Raw genomic sequence first — 20,323 nt, 5'->3', positions numbered from 1 at the left:
AGGGCTTGTGGAGACCACCCGCCAGGGGGCGGCCGTCAACGCCCGGGGAATCGGAGTGAAGGGCCCACGTGGGTGGGCCTTCAGAGGCGTCGAGATCGCCGCGGACCCGGGGTCGCTGATCGCGGTGGAGGGCCCGTCGGGCTCCGGCCGCACCTGCCTGCTGCTCGCGCTCACCGGACGGATGCGGATCACCGAGGGCCACGCCACGGTCGCCGGCCTCCCGCTGCCCAAGCGGATGGGAACGATCCGCGGTCGCACCGCGATCGCGCACGTGCCCGGCATCGCCGACCTCGAACCGGCCCTCACCGTCGCCGAGCACCTCCAGGAGCAGGCCCTGTTGGGCCACGGCACCCCGCTGTGGGGCCGCCGCCGCAAGGAGGCCACCCGGGCCCGGGTCGACGCCGCGCTGGCGACCGCCGGACTCGACCCGGACACCCTGCCCAAGGGGCTGCGGACCTGCGTCCGCGACCTGGAGCGGCTGGAGGCGCTGCGACTGTCGGTGGCGCTCGCGGTGATGCACCAGCCGCTCCTGCTGGCCGTCGACGACCTCGACCTCAAACTGTCGACCGACGAGCGGGCCGCGGCCTGGCAGATGCTGCGGGACGTGGCGCTGACCGGCACCACCGTGGCCGCGGTCGCCTCCGACGCCCCGGCGGACGCGCTGATCGTCTCCACCGCCGCGCCCGCCACCACCCCCCACACCCGCCAGCCCGAAACCCACGAGGAGGAAGCGGCGCATGCGTTCGCCAAGACTGGCCGCGCTTGAGCTCAGGCGCTTCGGCCGGGGGAAGCTCCCCCGGCTGGGCCTCGTCGCCCTGATGCTGATCCCGCTGCTGTACGGAGCGCTCTACCTCTGCTCCTTCTGGGACCCGTACAGCCGCCTGGACAAGATCCCGGTCGCCCTCGTCAACGAGGACCAGGGCGCCACCTCCGACGGCAAGAAGCTGACCGCCGGCGCCGACCTGGCCCGCAACGTCAAGGACAGCAAGACCTTCGACTGGGAGGAGGTCAGCGCCACCGACGCCGCCAAGGGTCTGGAGAAGGGCGACTACTACCTCTCGCTGACCGTCCCCAAGGACTTCAGCGAGCGGATCGCCTCCAGCGGCGGTGACGACCCGCAGACCGGTGCCCTCCAGGTCCGCACCAACGACGCCAACAACTACATCGTCGGCTCGATCTCCAAGACCGTCTTCTCCGAGATCCGCGCCAAGACCTCGTCGAAGTCCACCCGGGCCTTCCTCGACAAGATCTTCGTGTCCTTCTCCGACCTGCACGACGAGACCGCCAAGGCGGCCGACGGCGCCGGCAAGGTCGACGACGGCCTGGGCACCGCCCGCGAGAAGACCGGCGAACTGGCCGACGGGCTCGGCAAGTTGAACAAGGGCGCCGGGGACCTCAGCAACGGCGCGGGCAAGCTCGACAAGGGCGCCGGCGACCTCAGCAACGGCGCCGGCAAGCTCGACAAGGGCGCCGGCGACCTCAGCAACGGCGCCGGCAAGCTCGACAAGGGCGCCGGCGACCTCAGCAACGGCGCCTCTCAGGCCGCCGCAAAGGCCAAGGAGCTCAGCCAGGGCGCGAGCCAGGTCGCGGACGGCACCCAGCAGCTCGTCGACCAGATCGGCGGCCTCGCCAAGAAGGACCTGCCCTACCTCAAGCAGCACGGCCAGGAGATCGCCGACGGCGCGCGGTTCGTCGTCAAGGTGACCGAGGACGTGGACGACCTGCTGTCCAAGCTCCCGGCGAACTCGTCCAAGGCCGCCACCCAGACGCGCAAGAACGCCGACGACGCCCAGGCGCTGTACGAGGCGCGGTGCACCGGTGGGAACACCGACGCCGACTGCGCGCGACTGAAGGGGGTCGCGACCGGCGCCGTCGCCGGGGCCGACCTGGCGGAGAAGGTCGACAACGCCATCGCCCACGCGGACTTCGGCCAGCTGCGCGCCAAGCTGCGCGAGGTCCAGCAGGGCGCCCAGATGGTCGCCGACCAGGTGCCGGACATCGTGAAGAACGCGGACGGCCAGCTCGCCAAGCTCAACCAGCTCAACGACGGCGCCCACAAGGTCGCCCAGGGCGCCGGTCAGTTCGCCGGCGGTCTCGGCACCCTCGCCAACGGTGCCGGCCAGCTCGCCGACGGCGCCGGCAAGCTCCACAACGGCGCCGGCGACCTCGCCAACGGTGCCGGCCAGCTCCACAAGGGCGCCGGCGACCTCGCCGACGGCGCCGGTCAGCTCGCCGACGGTGCCGGCCAGCTGCACAACGGCCTCGGTACCGCCCACGACGGTGCCGAGAAGCTCAGCGGCGGCCTGTACAAGCTCAAGGACGGCGCCAACCAGCTGGCCACCGGGCTGCACAACGGCGTCGCCAAGATCCCCGACTACGACAAGAAGGACCGCGACACCCGTACGGACGTGATGGCCGACCCGGTCAAGCTGGCCGCCAAGTCGATGCACAAGGCGCCCAACTACGGCACCGGACTCGCCCCGTACTTCATCCCGCTCTCCCTCTGGGTCGGCGCGATGGTCGCGTTCATGCTGCTGGCGCCGCTCGGCAAGCGGGCGCTGGCCGCGGGTGCGCCCGGCTGGCGGATCGCGCTCGGCTCCTGGCTGCCGGCCTTCGCCATCGGCGTCGTCCAGGTGCTGGCCCTGATGGCCGTGCTGCACTGGGCACTGGGCCTGGAGATGGAGCGCGCGGGTGCCACCATCGGCTTCCTGATGCTGGGCACCGCCTGCTTCACCGCCCTCATCCAGCTGCTGAGCGCCTTCTTCGGGCCGGCCGGCCGGGTGTTGACGCTGGTCGTCCTGATGCTCCAGCTGACGTCGGCGGGCGGCACCTACCCGGTGCAGACCAGTCCGGGCTTCTTCTCCTGGATCCACCCGTTCCTGCCGATGAGCTACGTCGTCGACGGCCTGCGCCGGCTGATCACCGGCGGTGACCTGGACGTCGTCTGGCAGGGCAGCATCGTGCTCGCCGCGTTCACGCTGGGCGCGCTGGCCCTCACCGCCCTCGCGGCCCGCAGCCGCCAGGTCGTGCGGATGAAGGACCTGCACCCGGAGCTCAGCCTGTGAGCACCCGCTCCGGCAAGGGGGGCGGCGCCATCTCCGGCGCCGCCCCCCGCCGTACCTCCACCCCCCGCCGCACCTCCACCCGCCGCCGGCTCTTCGACGCCGCCGTCACGCTCATCGCCGAACAGGGCTTCTCCGCCACCACGGTCGAGGAGATCGCGGACCGCGCCGGCGTCGCCAAGGGCACCGTCTACTACAACTTCAGCAGCAAGAACGTCCTCTACGAGGAGCTCCTGCGGGACGGCGTCGACCTGCTCGCCGACTCCCTGCGCACCGCCGCCGACGACACCGTCGCCCGCGGCGGCACCCGGGTCGACGCGCTCGACGCGATGATCCGCGCCGGCCTGGACTTCATCGCCGGCTCCCCCGCCCTCACCCAGCTCTACGTCGCCGAGCTCTGGCGCACCAACCGCAGCTGGCGCGCCACCCTCACCTCCGTACGGGGCCGCGCCCTGGCGGTCGTCGAGTCGGTGCTGCACGACGCCGTGCGCACCGGGGAGCTCAGCGACGAACTCGACGTCCCGCTCACCGCCTCGGCGCTGCTGGGGATGGTGCTGGTCGCCGCGCTGGACTGGCAGTCGTTCCAGCCGCAGCGGTCCGTCGAGGAGGTGCACGCCGCGCTGTCCCAGCTGGTGCAGGGACGGGTCGCGACGTGACCTGACGGGGTCGGTCCGCCAGGTGCCCGGGGGCCGCGCTTTTTCCCCCGGGTCCCCCTGCCCTCTCCACAGGCGAACCCACTACGCTTCCCCGACGTCGGTGAAGTCGACCGGAACGCGCGGCCCCGGCCCGGCCGTGCCGCGGCTATGACGACACGCCAGAACGGCGGGCACGGCCCGGCGACGCGACACGGAAGGGACCTCCATGACGGACTCCGCAACCGGCACCCCGAACGGGAACGCGGGCGCCGACCCGGGCGGCACCACGGGTGCCCCGCACAGTGCCGCGGGCGGCCAACCGCCGCTGCCGCCGCCGTACCCGCCGAGCACCGTCCCCGGCCGGCAACCCGGCGCCGAGGCCCCGCCCAAGGTGGTCCCGACCTCCGCCGACCACGCCCTGGAGATCGGCCGCGCCTACTTCCCGCCGGTCGGCTCCCCGGGCGGCCCGGTCTCGCTCCTGGTCCACGAGTTCGACGAGGGGTACCTCGTCCACGCCGGCTGGCCCGCTCCCGAGGACCCCACCGCACCGCCGGTCAGCCCGGGCGGCACCAACATCGTGATCACCAAGAGCAACGGCGACGTGACCACGGTCCCCAACTTCCCCCCGGAGTCCGCCATCGCGGTCTACCGGCAGTGGTACCGCCCCGGAACGGCCTGACGCACCGGGATCACCGGGATCGCCGGGATGCCGCCCCTCGCCCCCTCGCCCGTCGCCGCGGGCCGGGCGCCGGGGGCCGGGCGCCGGGGGCCGACCACGGTCCTCACCATGACAACCTTGTGACAGTAGGCATCTTGATGAAGAACCGACCCACGCGACTAGAATTCGCGTGAGGTCGCACATCATGTGACGAGCGTTGATCGGGGGGAAGAGGCCATGGCCGGCGATGGATTGCAGGCGGACATCCCGTCACTCAAGACGGGTGGCAGCAGCTTCACCGACATCGGCGAGCGCTACCAGTCCGCGGTCGACAGCCTCAAGAACGGCCTGACCGGCCTGGAGGGGACCGGCACCCCGCCCTGGGGCGACGACGACATCGGCTCCAAGTTCGGCGTCGTCTACGAGGGCCTGCGCGACGGCATGTACGAGTCGATGGGTCATCTCGCCGCCAAGCTCCAGGAGATCGGCGGCGCGCTCAACACCATGGCCGACAACCACGACGGCAACGAGGACTTCACCAACTCCTTGATGCAGCAGCACGTGGCCAACGCCGAGGCCGAGAGCCAGATGATCAGCAACTTCAAGGGACCCAACGTCTAGTCCGCGCACCCGGCCCGCGGCTCGGGCGCCGTCCGCCCGGCCCGCGGTCCCGTCCGCACCCCGCGCGTCCACGTCCCACGCGTCCACGTCCAGCGCCCTGTCTTCCGCTTCCCGCTCGCGGCCCGGCTGCCCTGCTGCCCTGTTCGCTTGTTGCCTCGCCGCCTCGCCGCCTAGTCGCCTAGTCGTCCTACGGGGGATTCCCAATGTCGCTCATGCTGCCGGACTGGCTGGAGTGGGTCCTCCAGATGCTCGGGTATGACTGGCCGACGGGCGACGAGGACAAGATGATCGAGTCCGCCGACCAGTGGCGGGCGTTCGCGAACGCGGTGGAACAGCTCCAGTCCGAGGGCGTCACCGCGGCCGGCAACGTCCTGTCGGCGAACACCGGCGACGGCATCGACGGCTTCGGCAAGACCTGGGAGAAGTTCTCCGACGGCGGCCACGGCTACCTCAACGACGCCCGCGAGGCCGCCGAACTGATCGCCTTCGCCATGGACGCCGGATCGGGGGTGATCATCGGGATGAAAGTCGCGGTGATCGCCCAGTTGGCGATCCTCGCGGCAGAGATCATCGCGGCCCAGGCGGCCGCGCCTTTCACGCTCGGCCTGTCCGAAATCGGGGCCGCGGGCGCGACCCAGGCCACCCGCCTCATCGTCCGCCGCATCCTCAAGGAGGCGCGGGACGCCCTGGTCGAAGCGATCATGAACACCGTCAAGCAGCCAGCCATGGACGCGCTGCAGGCGATGATCTCCGACGCCATCGCCCAGGGCGTCAACATGTCGTTCGGCGCCCAGAACGGCTTCGACGTCAACCGCAGCCTCAAGACCGGCGCCGAGACGGCCACCAACTCCCTCAAGAACACCGGCGAGAACTTCGGTACCAACTTCCGCGACGCGCTGGGCGGCAAGGCCGGACACCACGCCCGCGGCGGGCTGGACCACGCGGCCGGCCACGGTGGCGAGCACGGCGGCAGCGGGGAACACGGGAGCGGCGGCGAGCACGGGAGCGGCGGGGAACACGGGAGCGGGGAGCACGGCGGCTCCGGAAGCGGTTCGGAATCGGGGTCCGGTGAGCACGGCGGCTCCGGCTCCGGACGTCACTCCGACGCGGGCGAGGGCTCCGGCAGCAGCTCGGACGGCAGTTCCGGCTCGGGCTCCAGGCCGGGTGAACACGGCAGCGAGAACGGCTCCGGTTCCGGCTCCGGTTCGGGTTCGGGTTCGGGTGCCGGCTCGGATTCCGGTGGCGCGTCCCATACCCCGCGCCCCGGCGAAAGCCCCTCCACCACCCCCGACCACGCCAGCCCGCCCACGGATTCCGGCTCCGGCTCCCGTTCCGACTCCGGCCTCGGAGGCGACCACCCCAGGCCCACCGCCCAGCCCCTCCCGGATCCGGCGCACCGCTCCCCCTTCGACGAGGGCTACCAGGGCGGCCACGACTCGAACGGGGCGTCCCACACCCCCGATTCGGGCACCACCCCGGACTCCGGCCACACCCCGAGCTCCCACCGCCCCGACGGGGTGAGCACCCACCCGACGGCCGACCACACGCCCGACTCCGCACGTCCGGACTCGATCAGCACCCGGCCGACCGCCGACCACACGCCCGACGCGTCACCGTCGCACCCGGACGGGGTGAGCACGCACCCGACGCCGGACACCGCCCGGCCGGACTCCGTCAGCACCCACCCGACGCCCGACCACACCCCGGACGCGGCCGGTGCCCAGCCGGCACCCGAGCACCACGCCCCGGGTCCGTCCAACTCCCCGAGCCACGACGGGACTCCACACGGCGACCAGGGCTCCGGCGGCCCGCAGCCGTCCCCCTCCCCCGCGCCGTCCCCGTCACACGACGGTGACTCCGGCAGCAGCAACGGCCACGGCGACCCGTCCGGTTCCTCCGGCTCGTCGGGCGGCTCGGGCATGAGCGGCCGCCCCGCCATGCCGCACGCGAACGCGCCCGCCGCCCAGGGCGCACCCGTTCAGCACTCCGCGGGCCAGCCGTCCGTCCAGCACCGCGATCCGGCACCGGGCGACCCCATGCCGCGCGTCGGCGACGACCACGACCCGACCATGCGCACCCAGTCCGCCGACACCATGACCGCGCCACCGCCCACCCAGCACAACGCCGCGGACTCCGGAACCAACAGCACCGCCTCCCCCAACTCCCCGCACTCCGGGGCGACTTCACCACAGGGATCCCAGGGCACACCGCAGGGCACACCGCAGGGCGCCGGCCCGGCGATGGGCATGCCCACCGCCATGCCCTCCCACGGCGGCGGCGCGCCCGCGGCCGGTTCGGGCACCCCCAGTGCCGCCCCCTCCCGCCCGACCGCCGACGGTGGCGGCGGCGCGCCGAGCAACCGTCGCCCGGACGGGTCCCAGGCGATCCGCGACGTCACCCAGCAGCGCACCCCGGACCGCCCGGCCTACAACCCGCGACTGGACGGCCCCCGCCCCAACGCCACCGCGCCCGGCCCCAACCGCCGCCCGGACGGCACCCAGGCCGTCCACGACGCCACCCAACACCGCGCCCCGGACCGCCCGCCGTACAACCCGCGGCTGGACGGCCCCCGCCCCAGCACCGACCATCCGGACGCCCGGCACCCGAGCGACAACCACCCGGACAACCAGCGGCCCACCGACACCCACCGCCCGCAGGACCAGCGGCCGGAGGCCGGCCACGGCCCGACCCAGCGGCCGGAGGCCGGCCACGGCCCGAACCAGCGGCCGACCGACCCCACCCACCCACACCCGGACGCCAACCAGCCGCACCCCGACGCCGCTCACCCACGCCCGGACGCCAACCAGCCCCATGCGGACGCTCCGCGCCCGGACACCCACCGCCCGGACTCCCACTCTCCCGAGCGCCAGCAGAACCCTGGGCACCCGCAGAACCCCAACCCCCAGCACCCACAACAGCCCCACCAGCAGCAGGCCGCCCCTCACCAGCAGCCGCATCCCCAACAGCAGCCGCACCCTCAGCAGCACCAGCCTGCACCACAGCACCAGCCCCACCAGCCCACACCCCAGAGCCACCACCCACAGCAGCAGAATCAGCAGCACCACCCGCAACAACAACACCAGCCACAGCACCACCAGCAGCCCCAGCACCAGGCCCCGCAGCAACACCCCCACCAGAACCAACAGCAGCAGCACAACCAGCAGCAGCCGCAGGACCACCACCAGCAGCCCCAGCACCCGCAACAGCACCACCAGGACCCGGCCGCACCTCACCAGCAGCCGAGCATCCACGACGTCCGGGCCGGCCTGAACCACCACCCGGGCGGCCTGTATTCACCGTTCCCGCACGACCAGCAGGCGCTGGAACACCACTTCCCGCGGAACCCGGACGGCACCCCGCAGGTCCACGCCGACCCGTTCCAGCCATGGGCCAAGTACCAGAACGACGGCGGCCCGACCGTGCCCGGCCGCTCCAACAACTGTGCCGACTGCACCCGCTCCTTCATGGAGTCCTGGTACGGCAACCCGCAGGTCTCCGCGCCCCGTACGTACGACACCGACGCGCACGGCAACCTGGACCGCGCCAGCGGTGAACGGGACGGCACCCACAACATCCAGAACTGGGCGGGCACCAACTTCCGCAACTCGGGCCAGAACGCCCACGACAGCTACCACAACATCGCCCACGAGCTTCAGCAGGCGGGCCACGGCGCGGCCTCGGCCGTCCTGGTGACATGGCCGAAGAACCCGGACGGCTCGGGCGGCGGCGCCCACGTCTTCAACGCGGTCAACCACAACGGCAAGGTCGTCTGGGTGGACAGCCAGACGGGCCAGATCAGCCACCAGCCCATCCACACCCATGCCGCCGGCGTCTGGCACCTCACCCTCGACGGCGACCGCAAGCCCTTCGACCCCACCGCCGCCCAGCACAACCAGGGCCAGGGCCAGGCCCACCCCCAGCAACAACACCAGAACCAGCCCCAGCAGCAACCGCACCAGAGCCAGCACCCGCAACAGCACCAGCCGCAGCCGCAGCCGCAGCCGCAGCCGCAGCCGCACAACCCGTACACCCAGAACCCGCAGACCCCTCACCACCAGCAGCAGCCCCAGTACGGCCAGCACCAGTACGGCCAGCACCAGCAACAGCAGCACAACCCCTATCAACAGGCCCAGCCGCAGCACCCCCAAAACCCGTACCAGCAGCACCAGCAGCAGAACCCCTACCAGCAGCACCAGGGGCCGCAGCCCCACAACCCGTACCAACAACCGCACCAGGGCCAGCCCCAGCACCCGTATCAGCAGCAGCCGCACCAACAGCACCAGCCGTACCCGCAGCAGCACGCGCCGGCGCCGCACCAGCAGCCGCAACCCCACGTGCCGCAACAGCAGCACCCCCAACAGCCCCACCAGCAGCCCCAGTACGGCCAGCAGTACGGCGGCGGGCGCCACCCCGCGGGCGCACCGGAGACCCACCACGCCCCCGGCGACGGGCACGCCCCGAACGCCGAGCACCCGCGCCACGACGCACCCGGAACGACGCCCGAGCACACCCCGAACCCCACAGCGGACCACCACACAGCGGACCACCCCACAGCGGACCACCGCACTCCGGACCACACGGCGGACCACACCCCGGAGCAGCACTCCCCGGATCACCACGCGGCGGACCACCACCCCCAGGACCACGGCCCCGAGCACCCGGCACCGGCACACGCCGGCCCGGAGCATCCGCACGCCGCGGCCCCGCCGCGCAACCCCGGCATGCTCCCGCCGCCGGACCCGTCGGGCCACCCGCACGCGCCGGAGCCGATGGACCTGGACGAGCCGCACCACCCGCACGACCAGCACGACGCACATCACGGCGATCACGACGTGCACATGGCGGACGCCGACCACGACGCCGACCACGACCGGCGTCCGCTGCCGGACGCGGAGGACCCGCACCACAAGCACCTGGACCTCGAACCGGACTCCGAGCAGCAGTCGCTGCGCGAGCACGCGCCCGTCCACCGCATCGAGCTGGACCACGTCCACGACCGGATGCGCGACTGGGCGGAGGACGGACGGCTGTCCCACCTCCTGGAGGAGTCGCACCAGCGTCTGGCGGCGGAGCGGGCCGCGCTCAAGGACGGCGAGCAGCCCCCGCCGACCGCGTTCACGCACCAGGAGCTGGAGCACCACCTCGGCGAGGACTTCCGGCGGATGAACGACGGCGAGCGCATGGCGGTCGTCGCCACGCTCGCCCGTGTGAGCAGCGACTACCACGAGAGCCAGGGCGTCGGCCACAACCCGAACCACGACTCCCAGCCGTACGCCAACGCGGGCGACCGCGCGGACGGCACCCCGGACCCGGCCAAGTCCTCCGACCGGCCGGTGAGCGCGGAGTCACGCGAGAGCGCCAAGCCCAATTTCCCGATCAAGTACCGCAACGAGGGGGACGCGCCGAGCGACCTGGCGACCCTGCACGAGCGGCTCACCGGCAAGGCCAAGAAACCGACGGTGGCCGAGGTGCACGGCATCGTCGATTCCCTCGGCCGGCACAAGCCCGATTTCTCCGGAAAGAACTACGCGGTGGTCGAGGTCACCGATCACAAGGGCAACACCACCTATATCGTCGACTCCTCGGTGCCCGCCGACCGCAGCGGCGTGACCCCCCGGCACTCGGAGAAACACCTGCTGGACTGGGTGGAGCGGCAGAATTCGCTGCGGCCCGAGGGCGAGAAGTACCACGTCGCGAGCCTCTACACGGAACGAGAGCCCTGCGGCAAGGGACAGGGGCACGCGCATTGTTCGAGGCTGCTCGATTCCCATACGTCGATGCACGGAAAGCCGGTGTACTACAGCACGACGTACCGCACCGACCCGGAGGGCCTGGAATCGCGCGCGGCGGAGCGCGAGAAACAGCGTCAGAAGTACGCTTCCCAGATCGAGAAGGCGAATCAGATCCAGGACCAGGACGAACGCCGTGAAAAGCTCAAGTCGATCAGCCAGAAGATCAATAACGCGGTGAAGAAGGTGGAGTCGCCGGCCGAGCAGAGCATGACGGCCGAGATGGACGCCCACCTCAGAGTCGTGGGCCAGATCTGGGCAAAGTCAATGACGCACATCGTTCCCCCGCAAGAGAGCTCCCCGTGACAGAACCGACCGCCGACCAGCCCCTGCACACCGCCGACCAGGCCACCGCCCGCGTCCTGGACTGGTGGGAGAACCACCGCGGTGACGCGAGCCGGGCCGACCTCGTCGTGGACCGGGACCGGGCCGCCGCCGGGGCGGTGGTGCGGGAGGTGCACCGGCGGGTTCCCGGCAGCGTGCTGCTCGACGCGGCCGGGAAGTCGGCGGAGGGACTGCTCCGCGAACTGCTCGCCGAACTGGGCGTGTTGGAGAAGTGCCGCTACTCCTTCGCCTGGGGGCAGGAGATCAGGAGGCTCGGCCGGGACCACCTGGTGCTGATCGACCGCGCCCTCTCCGCCGGCCCCACCCGCCGTTCCGCCCAGCCCGGTCTGGTGGTGCAGCGCCTGGCCGAGCAGCTGCGCCTGACCACCGGCATCGGCGTGGTCCTCGCCGTGCCCCCGGAGCACAAGGTGCGCAAGGGGCGGATCACGCTGCGCCTCGCCGCCCCGGCCGCGGAGGCACCGCCGGCGTCGCCGACCGCGCTCCCCCTGCCCGTCCAGGCGCTCGCCTTCTCCGAGCCGCGCCGGGTCCCGCCGGCCGTATGGCGGGAGCTGATCAGCGCGGCCACCGCCGCCGGCCTCGCCGCGCCGGACGCGGGCACCGGAGCGGCAGCTGCCCCCGGGACCGAGGCGGAACTCCTCGCCCTGGCCGCGCAGTTCCCCGACCACCTCCGCTGCGTCGACGGCCACGTCGGTTTCCACGACGAGAGCACCGCCGAGGCGATCCGCCGGGCGCACGGCCCCGAGCTGCCGGCCGCCGTCGGCCGCCACCTGGTCGCCTGGCTGCGGGAGCGGGCGGCCGACTTCCGCCACCCCGACGGCTGGGCCGCCTCCGGGCCCCTCGGCCGCTACGCCGCCGACGGCATCGCCATGCACGCCGTGCAGGCGGGCCTCTTCGACGAGTTGGTCGGCGACGGGACGGTCGTGGCCCAGGTCCCGCCGGATGTCCTCGTCGACGCCGCGCACTGCGCCCACGACGGCTCGCTCCCCGGCGGCAACGCCGCCGCCGACGCCGTCCACCTCCGCATGTACGGCCTGTCCCGACCGCCCCAGCCCGCATGGGCGGCCTGGCTGCACCTGATGGCCACCGCCCGCAACGACACCGCGCTGGCGGACGGCATCGCCCGCTCGGGCGTCCGGCTCCCGTGGCGGACCCTGTGGACCCACTGGCGTCCCCCGGGCGGCTTCCACCACACGTACCTGCGCCCCGGCGTGCTCGACACCCAGTTCTCCGTACGCTGGCAGGGCGCTCCGGCCGTCCTCTCCGTCGGGGAGGCCGTCCACGTGTGGGATCTGGCGTCCGGTGGGCTCCTCGCCGGGCCCTGGGCCGCGGACGGCGACTTCCCCGCCGAGGCCCGGTCCGCCCTCACCTGGGCCGCCGGCAGCCATCCCGCCCCCGGGCCGGCCTCGGTCCGCGAGCTGCGCGCCGCAGCCGACACCGCGGACGGCTGGCGGGGCGCACTCGAAGAGCTTCTCCACACGTATCTGGACACCGGGTTCGCGCTCTCCCCCGATGCCCCGGCGCCGCTCGTGCTGTCCGGCGCGGGCGGGCTCCTCGCCGTCCAGCCGCGGCCGGGAGTGGGCGTCGACGCCCTCCAGCAGCCGGACGTCCAACTGCTCCTCGGCAACCTCACCGCCGCCGGCCCGGCCGCACCGGCCGACGCCCCGGCCCCCGCGCCGCGGGACCTCGCCGACATCTACGGCACCGGGGCGTACGTCACCACGGCCGCCGAGGACCTCCCCGAGGACCTCACCGACGCCACCGCCCGCCGCGTCCTGACCGGCACCGGCCTCCCCGGGTTCGACGACCAGGGCCTCGCCCTCCAGCCGTCCCACGAGGACCACCTCCAGGAGGTCCCGTGGCCGGAGGACCTCCCCGAACAACCCGACGAGGAAGGCCCGTTCCACCGCCTCGGCAGGTGGATGGGCGGTTATGTCGTCCTCGACGGCCCGACCGGGCACGTCCTGCGCCGCCCCGTCGAGTACGACGACCCCACCGCGGAGAACGGCGTGCGGGTCGCCACCGACCTGGAGAACTTCCTGACGATGGCGGGGCTGTTCGTCACCGGACGCCGCATCCTGACGGAGATCCAGAACCGCGACGAGGCCCATCTGATGCGCCAGCACATCGACGACGCCCTGTTCGCCGTCGACTGGGAGTGCTCCGACGCGGGCGCCTGGCAGTACCCGCTCCACGAGGAGTGAGCGCCCCGGGAGACGGAACCGCCGGCGGGACCGGAGAGGCCCCGCCGGCGGTTTTGTGCCGTCCGCCGTCCGCGGTCGGTCAGCCGCGCGCGTCCGCGATCTGCCGGGACATGATCGTGGTCAGCTCGTAGGCGGTGTGCGAGGCCGCCACGGCCGTGATCTCGGCGTGGTCGTAGGCGGGGGCCACCTCCACCACGTCCGCGGACACCAGGTTGCAGGACGCCAGCCCGCGCAGGATCTCCAGCAGCTCGCGGGAGGTCATGCCGCCCGCCTCCGGCGTGCCGGTGCCCGGGGCGTGGGCCGGGTCGAGGCAGTCGATGTCGATGGAGATGTACAGCGGCCGGTCGCCGATGCGCTGGCGCAGCTGGTCGGCGACCTCGTCGGCACCGCGCCGGTAGATGTCCGCCGAGGTGACGATGCCGAAGCCCATCTTCTCGTCGTCGGTGAGGTCCTTCTTGCCGTAGAGCGGACCGCGGGTGCCGACGTGGGAGAGGGCGGAGGTGTCGAGGATGCCCTCCTCGACGGCCCGGCGGAACGGGGTCCCGTGGGTGTACTCGGCGCCGAAGTAGGTGTCCCAGGTGTCCAGGTGCGCGTCGAAGTGCAGCAGCGCCACCGGGCCGTGCTTCTTGGCGACCGAGCGGAGCAGCGGCAGCGCGATGGTGTGGTCGCCGCCGAGGGTCATCATGCGGGCGCCGGTGCCGAGGATGTCGTCCGCGGCGGCCTCGATGGTCTCCACGGCCTCGTTGATGTTGAACGGGTTGGCCGCGATGTCCCCCGCGTCGGCGACCTGCGCCAGCGCGAACGGCGAGGCGTCCTGCGCCGGGTTGTAGGGCCGCAGCAGCCGCGACGCCTCGCGGATCGCGTTGCCGCCGAAGCGGGCGCCGGGGCGGTAGGAGACGCCGGTGTCGAAGGGGACGCCGACGACGGCGACATCGGTCCGGCCGCCGACCTCGTCGAGGCGGGGCAGCCGGGCGAAGGTCGCGGGCCCGGCGTAGCGCGGAACGCGGGAGGAGTCGACGGGGCCCACGGGCTCGTGCGATGCGGTGGTCATGGCGCTGAGATTAGGGACCGGCCGACCACCGGGACATGGACATTTGCGGAACTCGGAGCCTTTGCGTTCGACATTCCGTCCAACGCTCGCGGTGTCCGTCGCGCGGCGCCCGGTGCGCCCGGCCGGTGTCCGCGCCTTGGAACGCCCCGCCCTCGGAGATCCGTACGGGCACAATGTCGCTATGCCGATAGCCGCTGCAGCCCCCTCGCGTGCCGAACTCGTCGACCATCTGGTCCGGACCCGGATCGCGGGGAACGTCGCCACCCCCCGCGAGAACAACCTCCTCCACTACCGCAGGCTCGCGAACGGCGACCGCCACTACTGGTTCGGCCTGGAGCTGGGCGACCGCTGGACGGACGAGCAGGACGTGCTGGCCGTGATGGCGGAGCGCTGCGGCGTCAACGACGACCCGGACCACCGGCAGGGCCAGGACACCATCGACCCCGAGCTGACCGTGGACGCCCTGGACCGCGCCGCCGCGGTGCTGCGCAAGGCCGCCGCCGACCGCCAGCGGGTGCTGTTCGCCACCGGCCACCCGGGCGGCCTGCTGGACGTGCACCGCGCCACCGCCCAGGCCCTGCGCGAGCACGACTGCGAGATCATGGTCGTCCCGGACGGTCTGCAGGCCGACGACGGCATGGTCTTCCAGTTCGGCGACGTGGCGATGCTGGAGCGCGGGGCGACGCTGTGGCACACCCACTCCCCGGCGCCGATGGCCGCCGTCCTCGACGGCCTGGAGCGCGCCGGCCGCCCGCTGCCGGACCTGGTGATGGCCGACCACGGCTGGGCCGGCTGCGCGGGCCAGCGCGGCATCCCCACGATCGGCTTCGCCGACTGCAACGACCCGGCGCTCTTCCTCGCCGAGTCCGAGGGCACCGTCCAGGTCACCGTCCCGCTGGACGACCATGTACTGAGCCCGCGCCATTACGACCCGCTCACCGCTTATCTACTGGACGCGGCAAGGCTCGGCTGAGGGCTCACTGGACTGAAGCCCCCGGGCGGGGCGGCTCCCCTCGGTGGCGCCCCGCTCAGCGCACCGTCCTGATCATCACGGTCAGGACCGGTGAGGCTGCTGAGGGCCGGCTCTGGCCGATGCCTTCGTATCCCCAGGTTTGGTAGAGGTGGTGCACCTTTCCGTCTCCGGCAGCGGGGTTGACCATGAGGGTGACGTACGGCTCGTCACATTCGGCGAGAAGGGCATCGTGGATGCGCCGAGCGGTGCCGGTACCGCGCCAGGGAATGCGCACACCGATTTCTTTGAGGGCCACGGCATGCCGGTCGGTGTATTCAGCCGACGGGGCGGGACTGACGCGCTTCCACCAACGGTCTTCGGAGTCAACGGTGTTGGCGTACGCATAGCCAATGGGCTCGTCCTGATCGTAGGCGAGGACAGCTACCCAGCCGGGTTCCTTGGAGTGCCGGTCGAGACGCTCGGCGAAGGCCGAGACGGCGTAGTTCGGAAGGTGCAGGAGGTCGGCGCGGACATCGGCATATACATCCAGGAGATGCCGCCGGGCCGGTTCGAGCGAGTGGAACGTACGCAGCTCGATGGTGGACGTCATACCGATTCCTTCCGGGTGGCGTGCGTGCACTGGCTCCACTGGCGGGCGGCCGAACTGCCCGGCGCCAGGGCGTGAATCTTGGTGTTGAAACCGCGGAGCATCTGGGCGACCCGCGGGTGGTGGGCCGCAATATCGGCGGAGATCGACATGGCGGTGGCAACAGCCGGTTCCAGGTCACCTTGGCCAAGTTGGGCGCATGCCAAGCGAGTACTGGCAATGGCCTTCGACCTCTGCATGTGCGGGCGGAGAGCCGCCAGACACCTGTGCGCATGCGCTTCGGCCGTCTCGTATTCGCCGAGTGCCAGGTACCCGGTGAGCGCAAGGGAATCCAGCTCCGCCCGGTCGTAGAACGAGGTCATCCATACGGGACGATCGGCACTGGGATCGGCGCGCTCCATAGCATCCTGGGCCTGACCGAAGCCGCGCCGGGTAGCCGAGGCATTTCCAGCTACGCCTTGAATGGCAGCCTGCCTGGCCAGAGCGAGGGAAGCGAACAGTGGATCGCGACGCGTGATGGACAGGCTTCGGGCAACGTCGTTTGCAGCCAGGGCTTCGGCTGGGCGCCCCATGTGCCGGTACAGCGTCCCGGCGTGTGACCAAATTCTGAACTTGATGGCCGGATCGGCAGCCAATTCGGCAAGGATCTGGGCTTCCCGCATGTGACCGATCGCGTCTGCGTAACGCCGACCGTCGATGGCCGCCCACATCGCGGAGGACCGGAATGCCGCCGCGCAACCGTAGACGTGAGCACGGACCCGCTGGCTCGCGCTCCCGGAGTTCTGCAAGGCCAGGGCCTCACCGGCGAGCGCCGCAGCTTTCTGCTCGATGCCGAGTCGGCCGCCATGACGGTGGTCGCTCACGATGATCTCGGTAAAGCGTTGCTGGAGCCGGACGACGTCACTTGTTCCGATGCGATGGCTGGAGGCGGACGCGGGTGTGGCCGAGGCAGCGGCCCAGGCCGTCCCGGCTGCAAGGAATCGACGACGTTCCACGGCGTCCTCCGGTGGCGGTTCGGGCGCGGGCGACGGGGCGCCGCCCCGCGGTACGAACCCTAAAGCGGTGGCAGCCAGGCCGGTGACCTTCTCCAGCGCGACCCGGGTCGCCGACTTGGGCCACCGTACCCGGCCCGCCTTCCAGTCACGGATCGACGAGCCGTCCAGCCCTCCGACCCTCCCCGTGAGGTCACCGACCGCTGAATTCACCGCCTCGGCCAGCGAGTTGGAGCTGTAGCCGTGCTCCTTCATCCAAGCCTCAAGCACTGTGTTCCGCGAGGCATTCATGTACGCACGGTAGTCCGGCGATCACCGCGTCGCCAGCTAAAGGACTGGCCAAATCGCCCTAGGAAACGGAGTGAAGGAGTCGCTCAATCTCCCTAATCGCCTCACCCCGGCGCGGCGTTAGCTGGTCGCAAGCCGACTGTGCCCGCGTCAGCAGCGCCTGGAGGACTGAACCACGATGTCGACTGACTCAACCGCTCGCCGCGCCCTCGCCAACGCCGCTCCACCCCCTCGTTCGGCACACGCCTTACGGACCGACGCCGACCTCCTGCCGCCTGAGGCCAGCGCATTCCGCCGTCAGCAGGGCGGCCCAGCCGGATGGGACGCCGTCCCCTCCCTGAGGACGTGGACGGTCGACGAAATCACGGGCAATGCATGCCCCTGCTGCCACTGCGTCTACAGCCTGGCGCGGGAGAAGGTCAGCGGTCCCGACGGACGACATGCCTGCCGGTCGTGCGTCGCCCTGCTCGGCGTCCCCGCAAGCTCGGAGGCCACGCTGTGAGTTCCGGGAAGCTCAAGAAACTGGCGGAAGTCGGAGATGAGGTCGAATACGCCCCGGGGCGGCTGGCTGTCGTGACCGACATCCGCCAAGGCATCCCATATCTGCGGAGGCCGGGAATGGCGGAATGGCCGGTGGCGGACCCGACCGCGTTAACGGTGAGTCGGAGTCGTGCCGAGCGCCTTGCTGCCGACGACTTCCATTGAAGACGAGAGGCTCCTGGCCCCGCCCCGACCGGCTGGGGCCAGCGGGCATAGGGGGACTAAGACGTGCCCTATGGCGAGCCGTCAGGTATGAGGTGCCTCATCGTACCCAGGCGCCTGGGAGCGCAGCCGCTACTTCCTTGCCGCCTTCAGGAACTGATCGACCGTTGCTTCAGCCTGTCGGGCGATCAATGCCACTCCACACGAATCGTTTACGGACTGGCTCAGGACCTGCCCTTCCGGGTCGAGTGAGATCTCTACGTCCATAAAGGGTTGGGTGTCCCCCTTCGCGAAACTTGCTCCCTCGCGCCATCGCGGAATCACCCACCACGCGTTCGCATATTCGGTGGCGTGCGTCAGGTTCAACATCTCGCTGCTGCGGTGAATTTCTGCGTGATAGCGAGAGAACTCGTCACCAGGTTGCGCGAGCCATTTGGGCGCGTCGCGCGTGTGCCGCATGTCACCTGATGTCGTTTCCCAGGAGAATTCGCCAGAATCGGGGTGGCTGCTCCCCGCTGTACATTTGTCACCCCTGGTGAAGCCGAAGTATGTGATGACGTTAACCCGGTCGAGGCCAGACCTCAGCGGTACGTCGATGATTCTCTCCGATGCGGGCTCGGCGCCCGGATCCACCGAAGCGCCCGGGTGTGTAACGGGAGCAGCGCATGTGAGAGGGATAGAAGACGACATGTCTCACTGTTGCAGCCCCACGTGCCACATCCCTCTTCCAATCTCTCATCGTGCTGCCCTTGGCGTCGAACCTGGTCGGAGAGCCCAGAGCCACCCAGGACGCACCCAGGACGAATGCACTCACCGATCCGGTGTTGCGGATTGTGAAGTGCACCGGAACGTGGAGCAGGGACCCGTCCGCGCTCATAGTGGGATCGCCGAACGAGATTGCGAACGGAATTCTTACGGGAGTGGTGTACGGAACATAGAGCTGTGAATAGCCCAGACTCGCGACTCCGATGGCACCGGAGACCACAACGCTCAGCGCGACACCCTTGGGATGTGGAATCCCTCGCCATACCCGCTGTCGGGTAAGCGTCCACAGCGCCCAGATCGCCCAGACCGCCAGGCCGATCCATAGCCAGAGAAACGGCGTGTAGTCCCCGCCTTCGATCTGGACGACCAGAAACATCAGATCCGTGACCGCTACGGTGCCGACCCCCAGGAGGACTGCTACACCCGAGTAGCGCAGGTTTCGCTTCCCCCAGTAGTCGCCCAGCGCCAGGACCGCGGCAACTTCCACCGAATCCACCACCTCGCCGGTCGGCCCTGGGTGGCGGGGGTGGGTGGCGGGGTGGGTGGCGGGGGTGGGGTGGCGGGGTGGGTGGCGGGGGTGGGTGGCGGGTGGGTGGCGGGGGTGGGTGGCGGGGTGGTGGCGGGGTGGCGGGGGGTGGGTGGGGGGGTGGCGGGGGGTGGGTGGTGGGTGGGGGGTGGTGCGGGGGTGGCGGGGGTGCCATGCCCTAGGGGCAATGGCACCCGTAGCCGCAAGCCATCCCTACACCCGCGGCACCCGCACAACCCCCTCCTGGATCACCGACACCACCAACTGCCCGTCGGCGGTGAAGATGCGGCCCTGGCCCAGGCCCCGCCCGGCCCGGGCGGTGGGCGACTCCTGGTCGTAGAGCAGCCACTCGTCGGCGCGCAGCGGGCGGTGGAACCACATCGCGTGGTCCAGGCTCGCGCCGACCACGTCGCCCACCGCCCAGCCGCCGCGGCCGTGCGCCAGCAGGATCGAGTCCAGCAGCGTCATGTCGGAGACGTAGGTGACCAGGCAGACGTCGAGCAGCGGGCGGGGGATCTCGCCGTCGTCGTCGAGCTTGCCGTGGGTGCGGAACCAGACCTGGGAGCGGGGCTCGCGCGGCTGCCCGACGGTGACGTAGGGCGGCTCGTCGACGTACCGCAGGTCGATCGCGGCGCGGGCCTCCAGGAGCCGCTCGGCGACGTCCGGGGTGAGGAACCCCTCGGCGGCGTGCCGGGGCAGCATCTCGGCGGCGGTGGGCAGCTCCAGCGGATCCGGCGCGGCCGGCATCGGCTCCTGGTGCTCCAGCGCCGCCTCCTCCTGCGCGTGGAAGGACGCGGTGAGGTGGAAGATCGGTTTGCCGTGCTGGACGGCGACGACGCGGCGCGTGGTGAAGGAGCGGCCGTCGCGGATGCGGTCGACGGTGTAGACGATGGGTGCACCGGGGTCGCCGGGGCGGAGGAAGTAGGCGTGGAGGGAGTGCGGCGGACGGTCTGCCGGGACCGTGCGGCCGGCCGCGACCAGTGCCTGCGCGGCGACCTGGCCGCCGAAGACCCGGGGCACGACCGAGGCGCGGCTCAGGCCGCGGAAGATGTCCTGCTCGATCCGCTCCAGGGCGAGCAGATCGAGCAGCGACTGCAGTGCGTCGTTCACGTGCGTGCGGCCCTCGCGC

13 protein-coding genes are annotated in these 20,323 nt (G+C 71.5%); 8 read left to right on the top strand and 5 right to left on the bottom strand.

All coding sequences use genetic code 11. The annotated features are described in order from the left end of the window. The first annotated feature begins 7 nt into the window (after positions 1 to 7). The 7 genes from SNOUR_RS25430 to SNOUR_RS25400 all read left to right on the top strand — a co-directional run bounded on the left by SNOUR_RS25430 (position 8) and on the right by SNOUR_RS25400 (position 13,311). Positions 8 to 766, top strand: coding sequence for an ATP-binding cassette domain-containing protein (locus SNOUR_RS25430; RefSeq protein WP_067351309.1), 759 nt, complete (start codon positions 8 to 10; stop codon positions 764 to 766). Beyond that, positions 738 to 3,065 carry a YhgE/Pip domain-containing protein gene (locus tag SNOUR_RS25425; RefSeq protein WP_067351306.1) on the top strand — a complete coding sequence of 776 codons (2,328 nt, stop codon included), beginning with the start codon at positions 738 to 740 and terminating at the stop codon, positions 3,063 to 3,065. Before SNOUR_RS25430 ends, SNOUR_RS25425 begins: the two co-directional genes overlap by 29 nt. Next, positions 3,062 to 3,718 carry a TetR/AcrR family transcriptional regulator gene (locus SNOUR_RS25420; RefSeq protein WP_067351303.1) on the top strand — a complete coding sequence of 219 codons (657 nt, stop codon included), beginning with the start codon at positions 3,062 to 3,064 and terminating at the stop codon, positions 3,716 to 3,718. The genes SNOUR_RS25425 and SNOUR_RS25420 overlap by 4 nt, the downstream gene beginning before the upstream one ends. A 205-nt stretch (positions 3,719 to 3,923) precedes the next feature. Further along, entirely contained in the window at positions 3,924 to 4,376 is a 453-nt protein-coding gene (locus SNOUR_RS48480; RefSeq protein ID WP_312633641.1) for an SUKH-4 family immunity protein, read from the top strand. A gap of 216 nt (positions 4,377 to 4,592) precedes the next feature. Further along, positions 4,593 to 4,976: a WXG100 family type VII secretion target gene (locus tag SNOUR_RS25410; protein WP_067351300.1), complete on the top strand. Its 384-nt coding sequence runs from the start codon at positions 4,593 to 4,595 to the stop codon at positions 4,974 to 4,976. A 203-nt stretch (positions 4,977 to 5,179) separates the two neighbouring features. Further along, on the top strand, positions 5,180 to 11,071 hold the full coding sequence (locus SNOUR_RS25405) for a toxin glutamine deamidase domain-containing protein (RefSeq protein WP_067351297.1): 5,892 nt from the start codon (positions 5,180 to 5,182) through the stop codon (positions 11,069 to 11,071). Next, positions 11,068 to 13,311 carry an SUKH-4 family immunity protein gene (locus SNOUR_RS25400; RefSeq protein ID WP_067351295.1) on the top strand — a complete coding sequence of 748 codons (2,244 nt, stop codon included), beginning with the start codon at positions 11,068 to 11,070 and terminating at the stop codon, positions 13,309 to 13,311. The genes SNOUR_RS25405 and SNOUR_RS25400 overlap by 4 nt, the downstream gene beginning before the upstream one ends. A gap of 79 nt (positions 13,312 to 13,390) precedes the next feature. On the opposite strand, the gene speB is transcribed toward SNOUR_RS25400, so the two are convergent. Then, the gene (gene speB, locus SNOUR_RS25395) at positions 13,391 to 14,362 is read right to left on the bottom strand and encodes an agmatinase (protein WP_067351292.1); all 972 of its coding nucleotides are present in this window, start codon (positions 14,360 to 14,362) and stop codon (positions 13,391 to 13,393) included. Between the two features lie 181 nt (positions 14,363 to 14,543). Here speB and SNOUR_RS25390 point away from each other — a divergent pair, with 181 nt between their 5' ends. After that, on the top strand, positions 14,544 to 15,335 hold the full coding sequence (locus tag SNOUR_RS25390; RefSeq protein ID WP_067351289.1) for a phosphatase: 792 nt from the start codon (positions 14,544 to 14,546) through the stop codon (positions 15,333 to 15,335). 55 nt (positions 15,336 to 15,390) lie between these two features. On the opposite strand, the gene SNOUR_RS25385 is transcribed toward SNOUR_RS25390, so the two are convergent. The 4 genes from SNOUR_RS25385 to SNOUR_RS25375 all read right to left on the bottom strand — a co-directional run bounded on the left by SNOUR_RS25385 (position 15,391) and on the right by SNOUR_RS25375 (position 20,304). Then, the gene (locus SNOUR_RS25385; RefSeq protein ID WP_067351286.1) at positions 15,391 to 15,924 is read right to left on the bottom strand and encodes a GNAT family N-acetyltransferase; all 534 of its coding nucleotides are present in this window, start codon (positions 15,922 to 15,924) and stop codon (positions 15,391 to 15,393) included. Further along, entirely contained in the window at positions 15,921 to 17,204 is a 1,284-nt protein-coding gene (locus SNOUR_RS25380) for an NsdA family TPR-like regulatory protein (RefSeq protein ID WP_067351283.1), read from the bottom strand. Before SNOUR_RS25380 ends, SNOUR_RS25385 begins: the two co-directional genes overlap by 4 nt. A gap of 831 nt (positions 17,205 to 18,035) precedes the next feature. Then, the gene (locus SNOUR_RS46365) at positions 18,036 to 18,536 is read right to left on the bottom strand and encodes a hypothetical protein (RefSeq protein ID WP_159425919.1); all 501 of its coding nucleotides are present in this window, start codon (positions 18,534 to 18,536) and stop codon (positions 18,036 to 18,038) included. Between the two features lie 871 nt (positions 18,537 to 19,407). Next, positions 19,408 to 20,304, bottom strand: a complete 897-nt coding sequence (locus tag SNOUR_RS25375) for an acyl-CoA thioesterase (protein ID WP_067351280.1) — start codon at positions 20,302 to 20,304, stop codon at positions 19,408 to 19,410. Between the last annotated feature and the right edge of the window lie 19 nt (positions 20,305 to 20,323).

This window comes from Streptomyces noursei ATCC 11455, from assembly GCF_001704275.1.
GTDB classification, from domain to species: Bacteria; Actinomycetota; Actinomycetes; order Streptomycetales; family Streptomycetaceae; genus Streptomyces; species Streptomyces noursei.
This window is presented reverse-complemented; position numbering and strand designations above follow the sequence as displayed.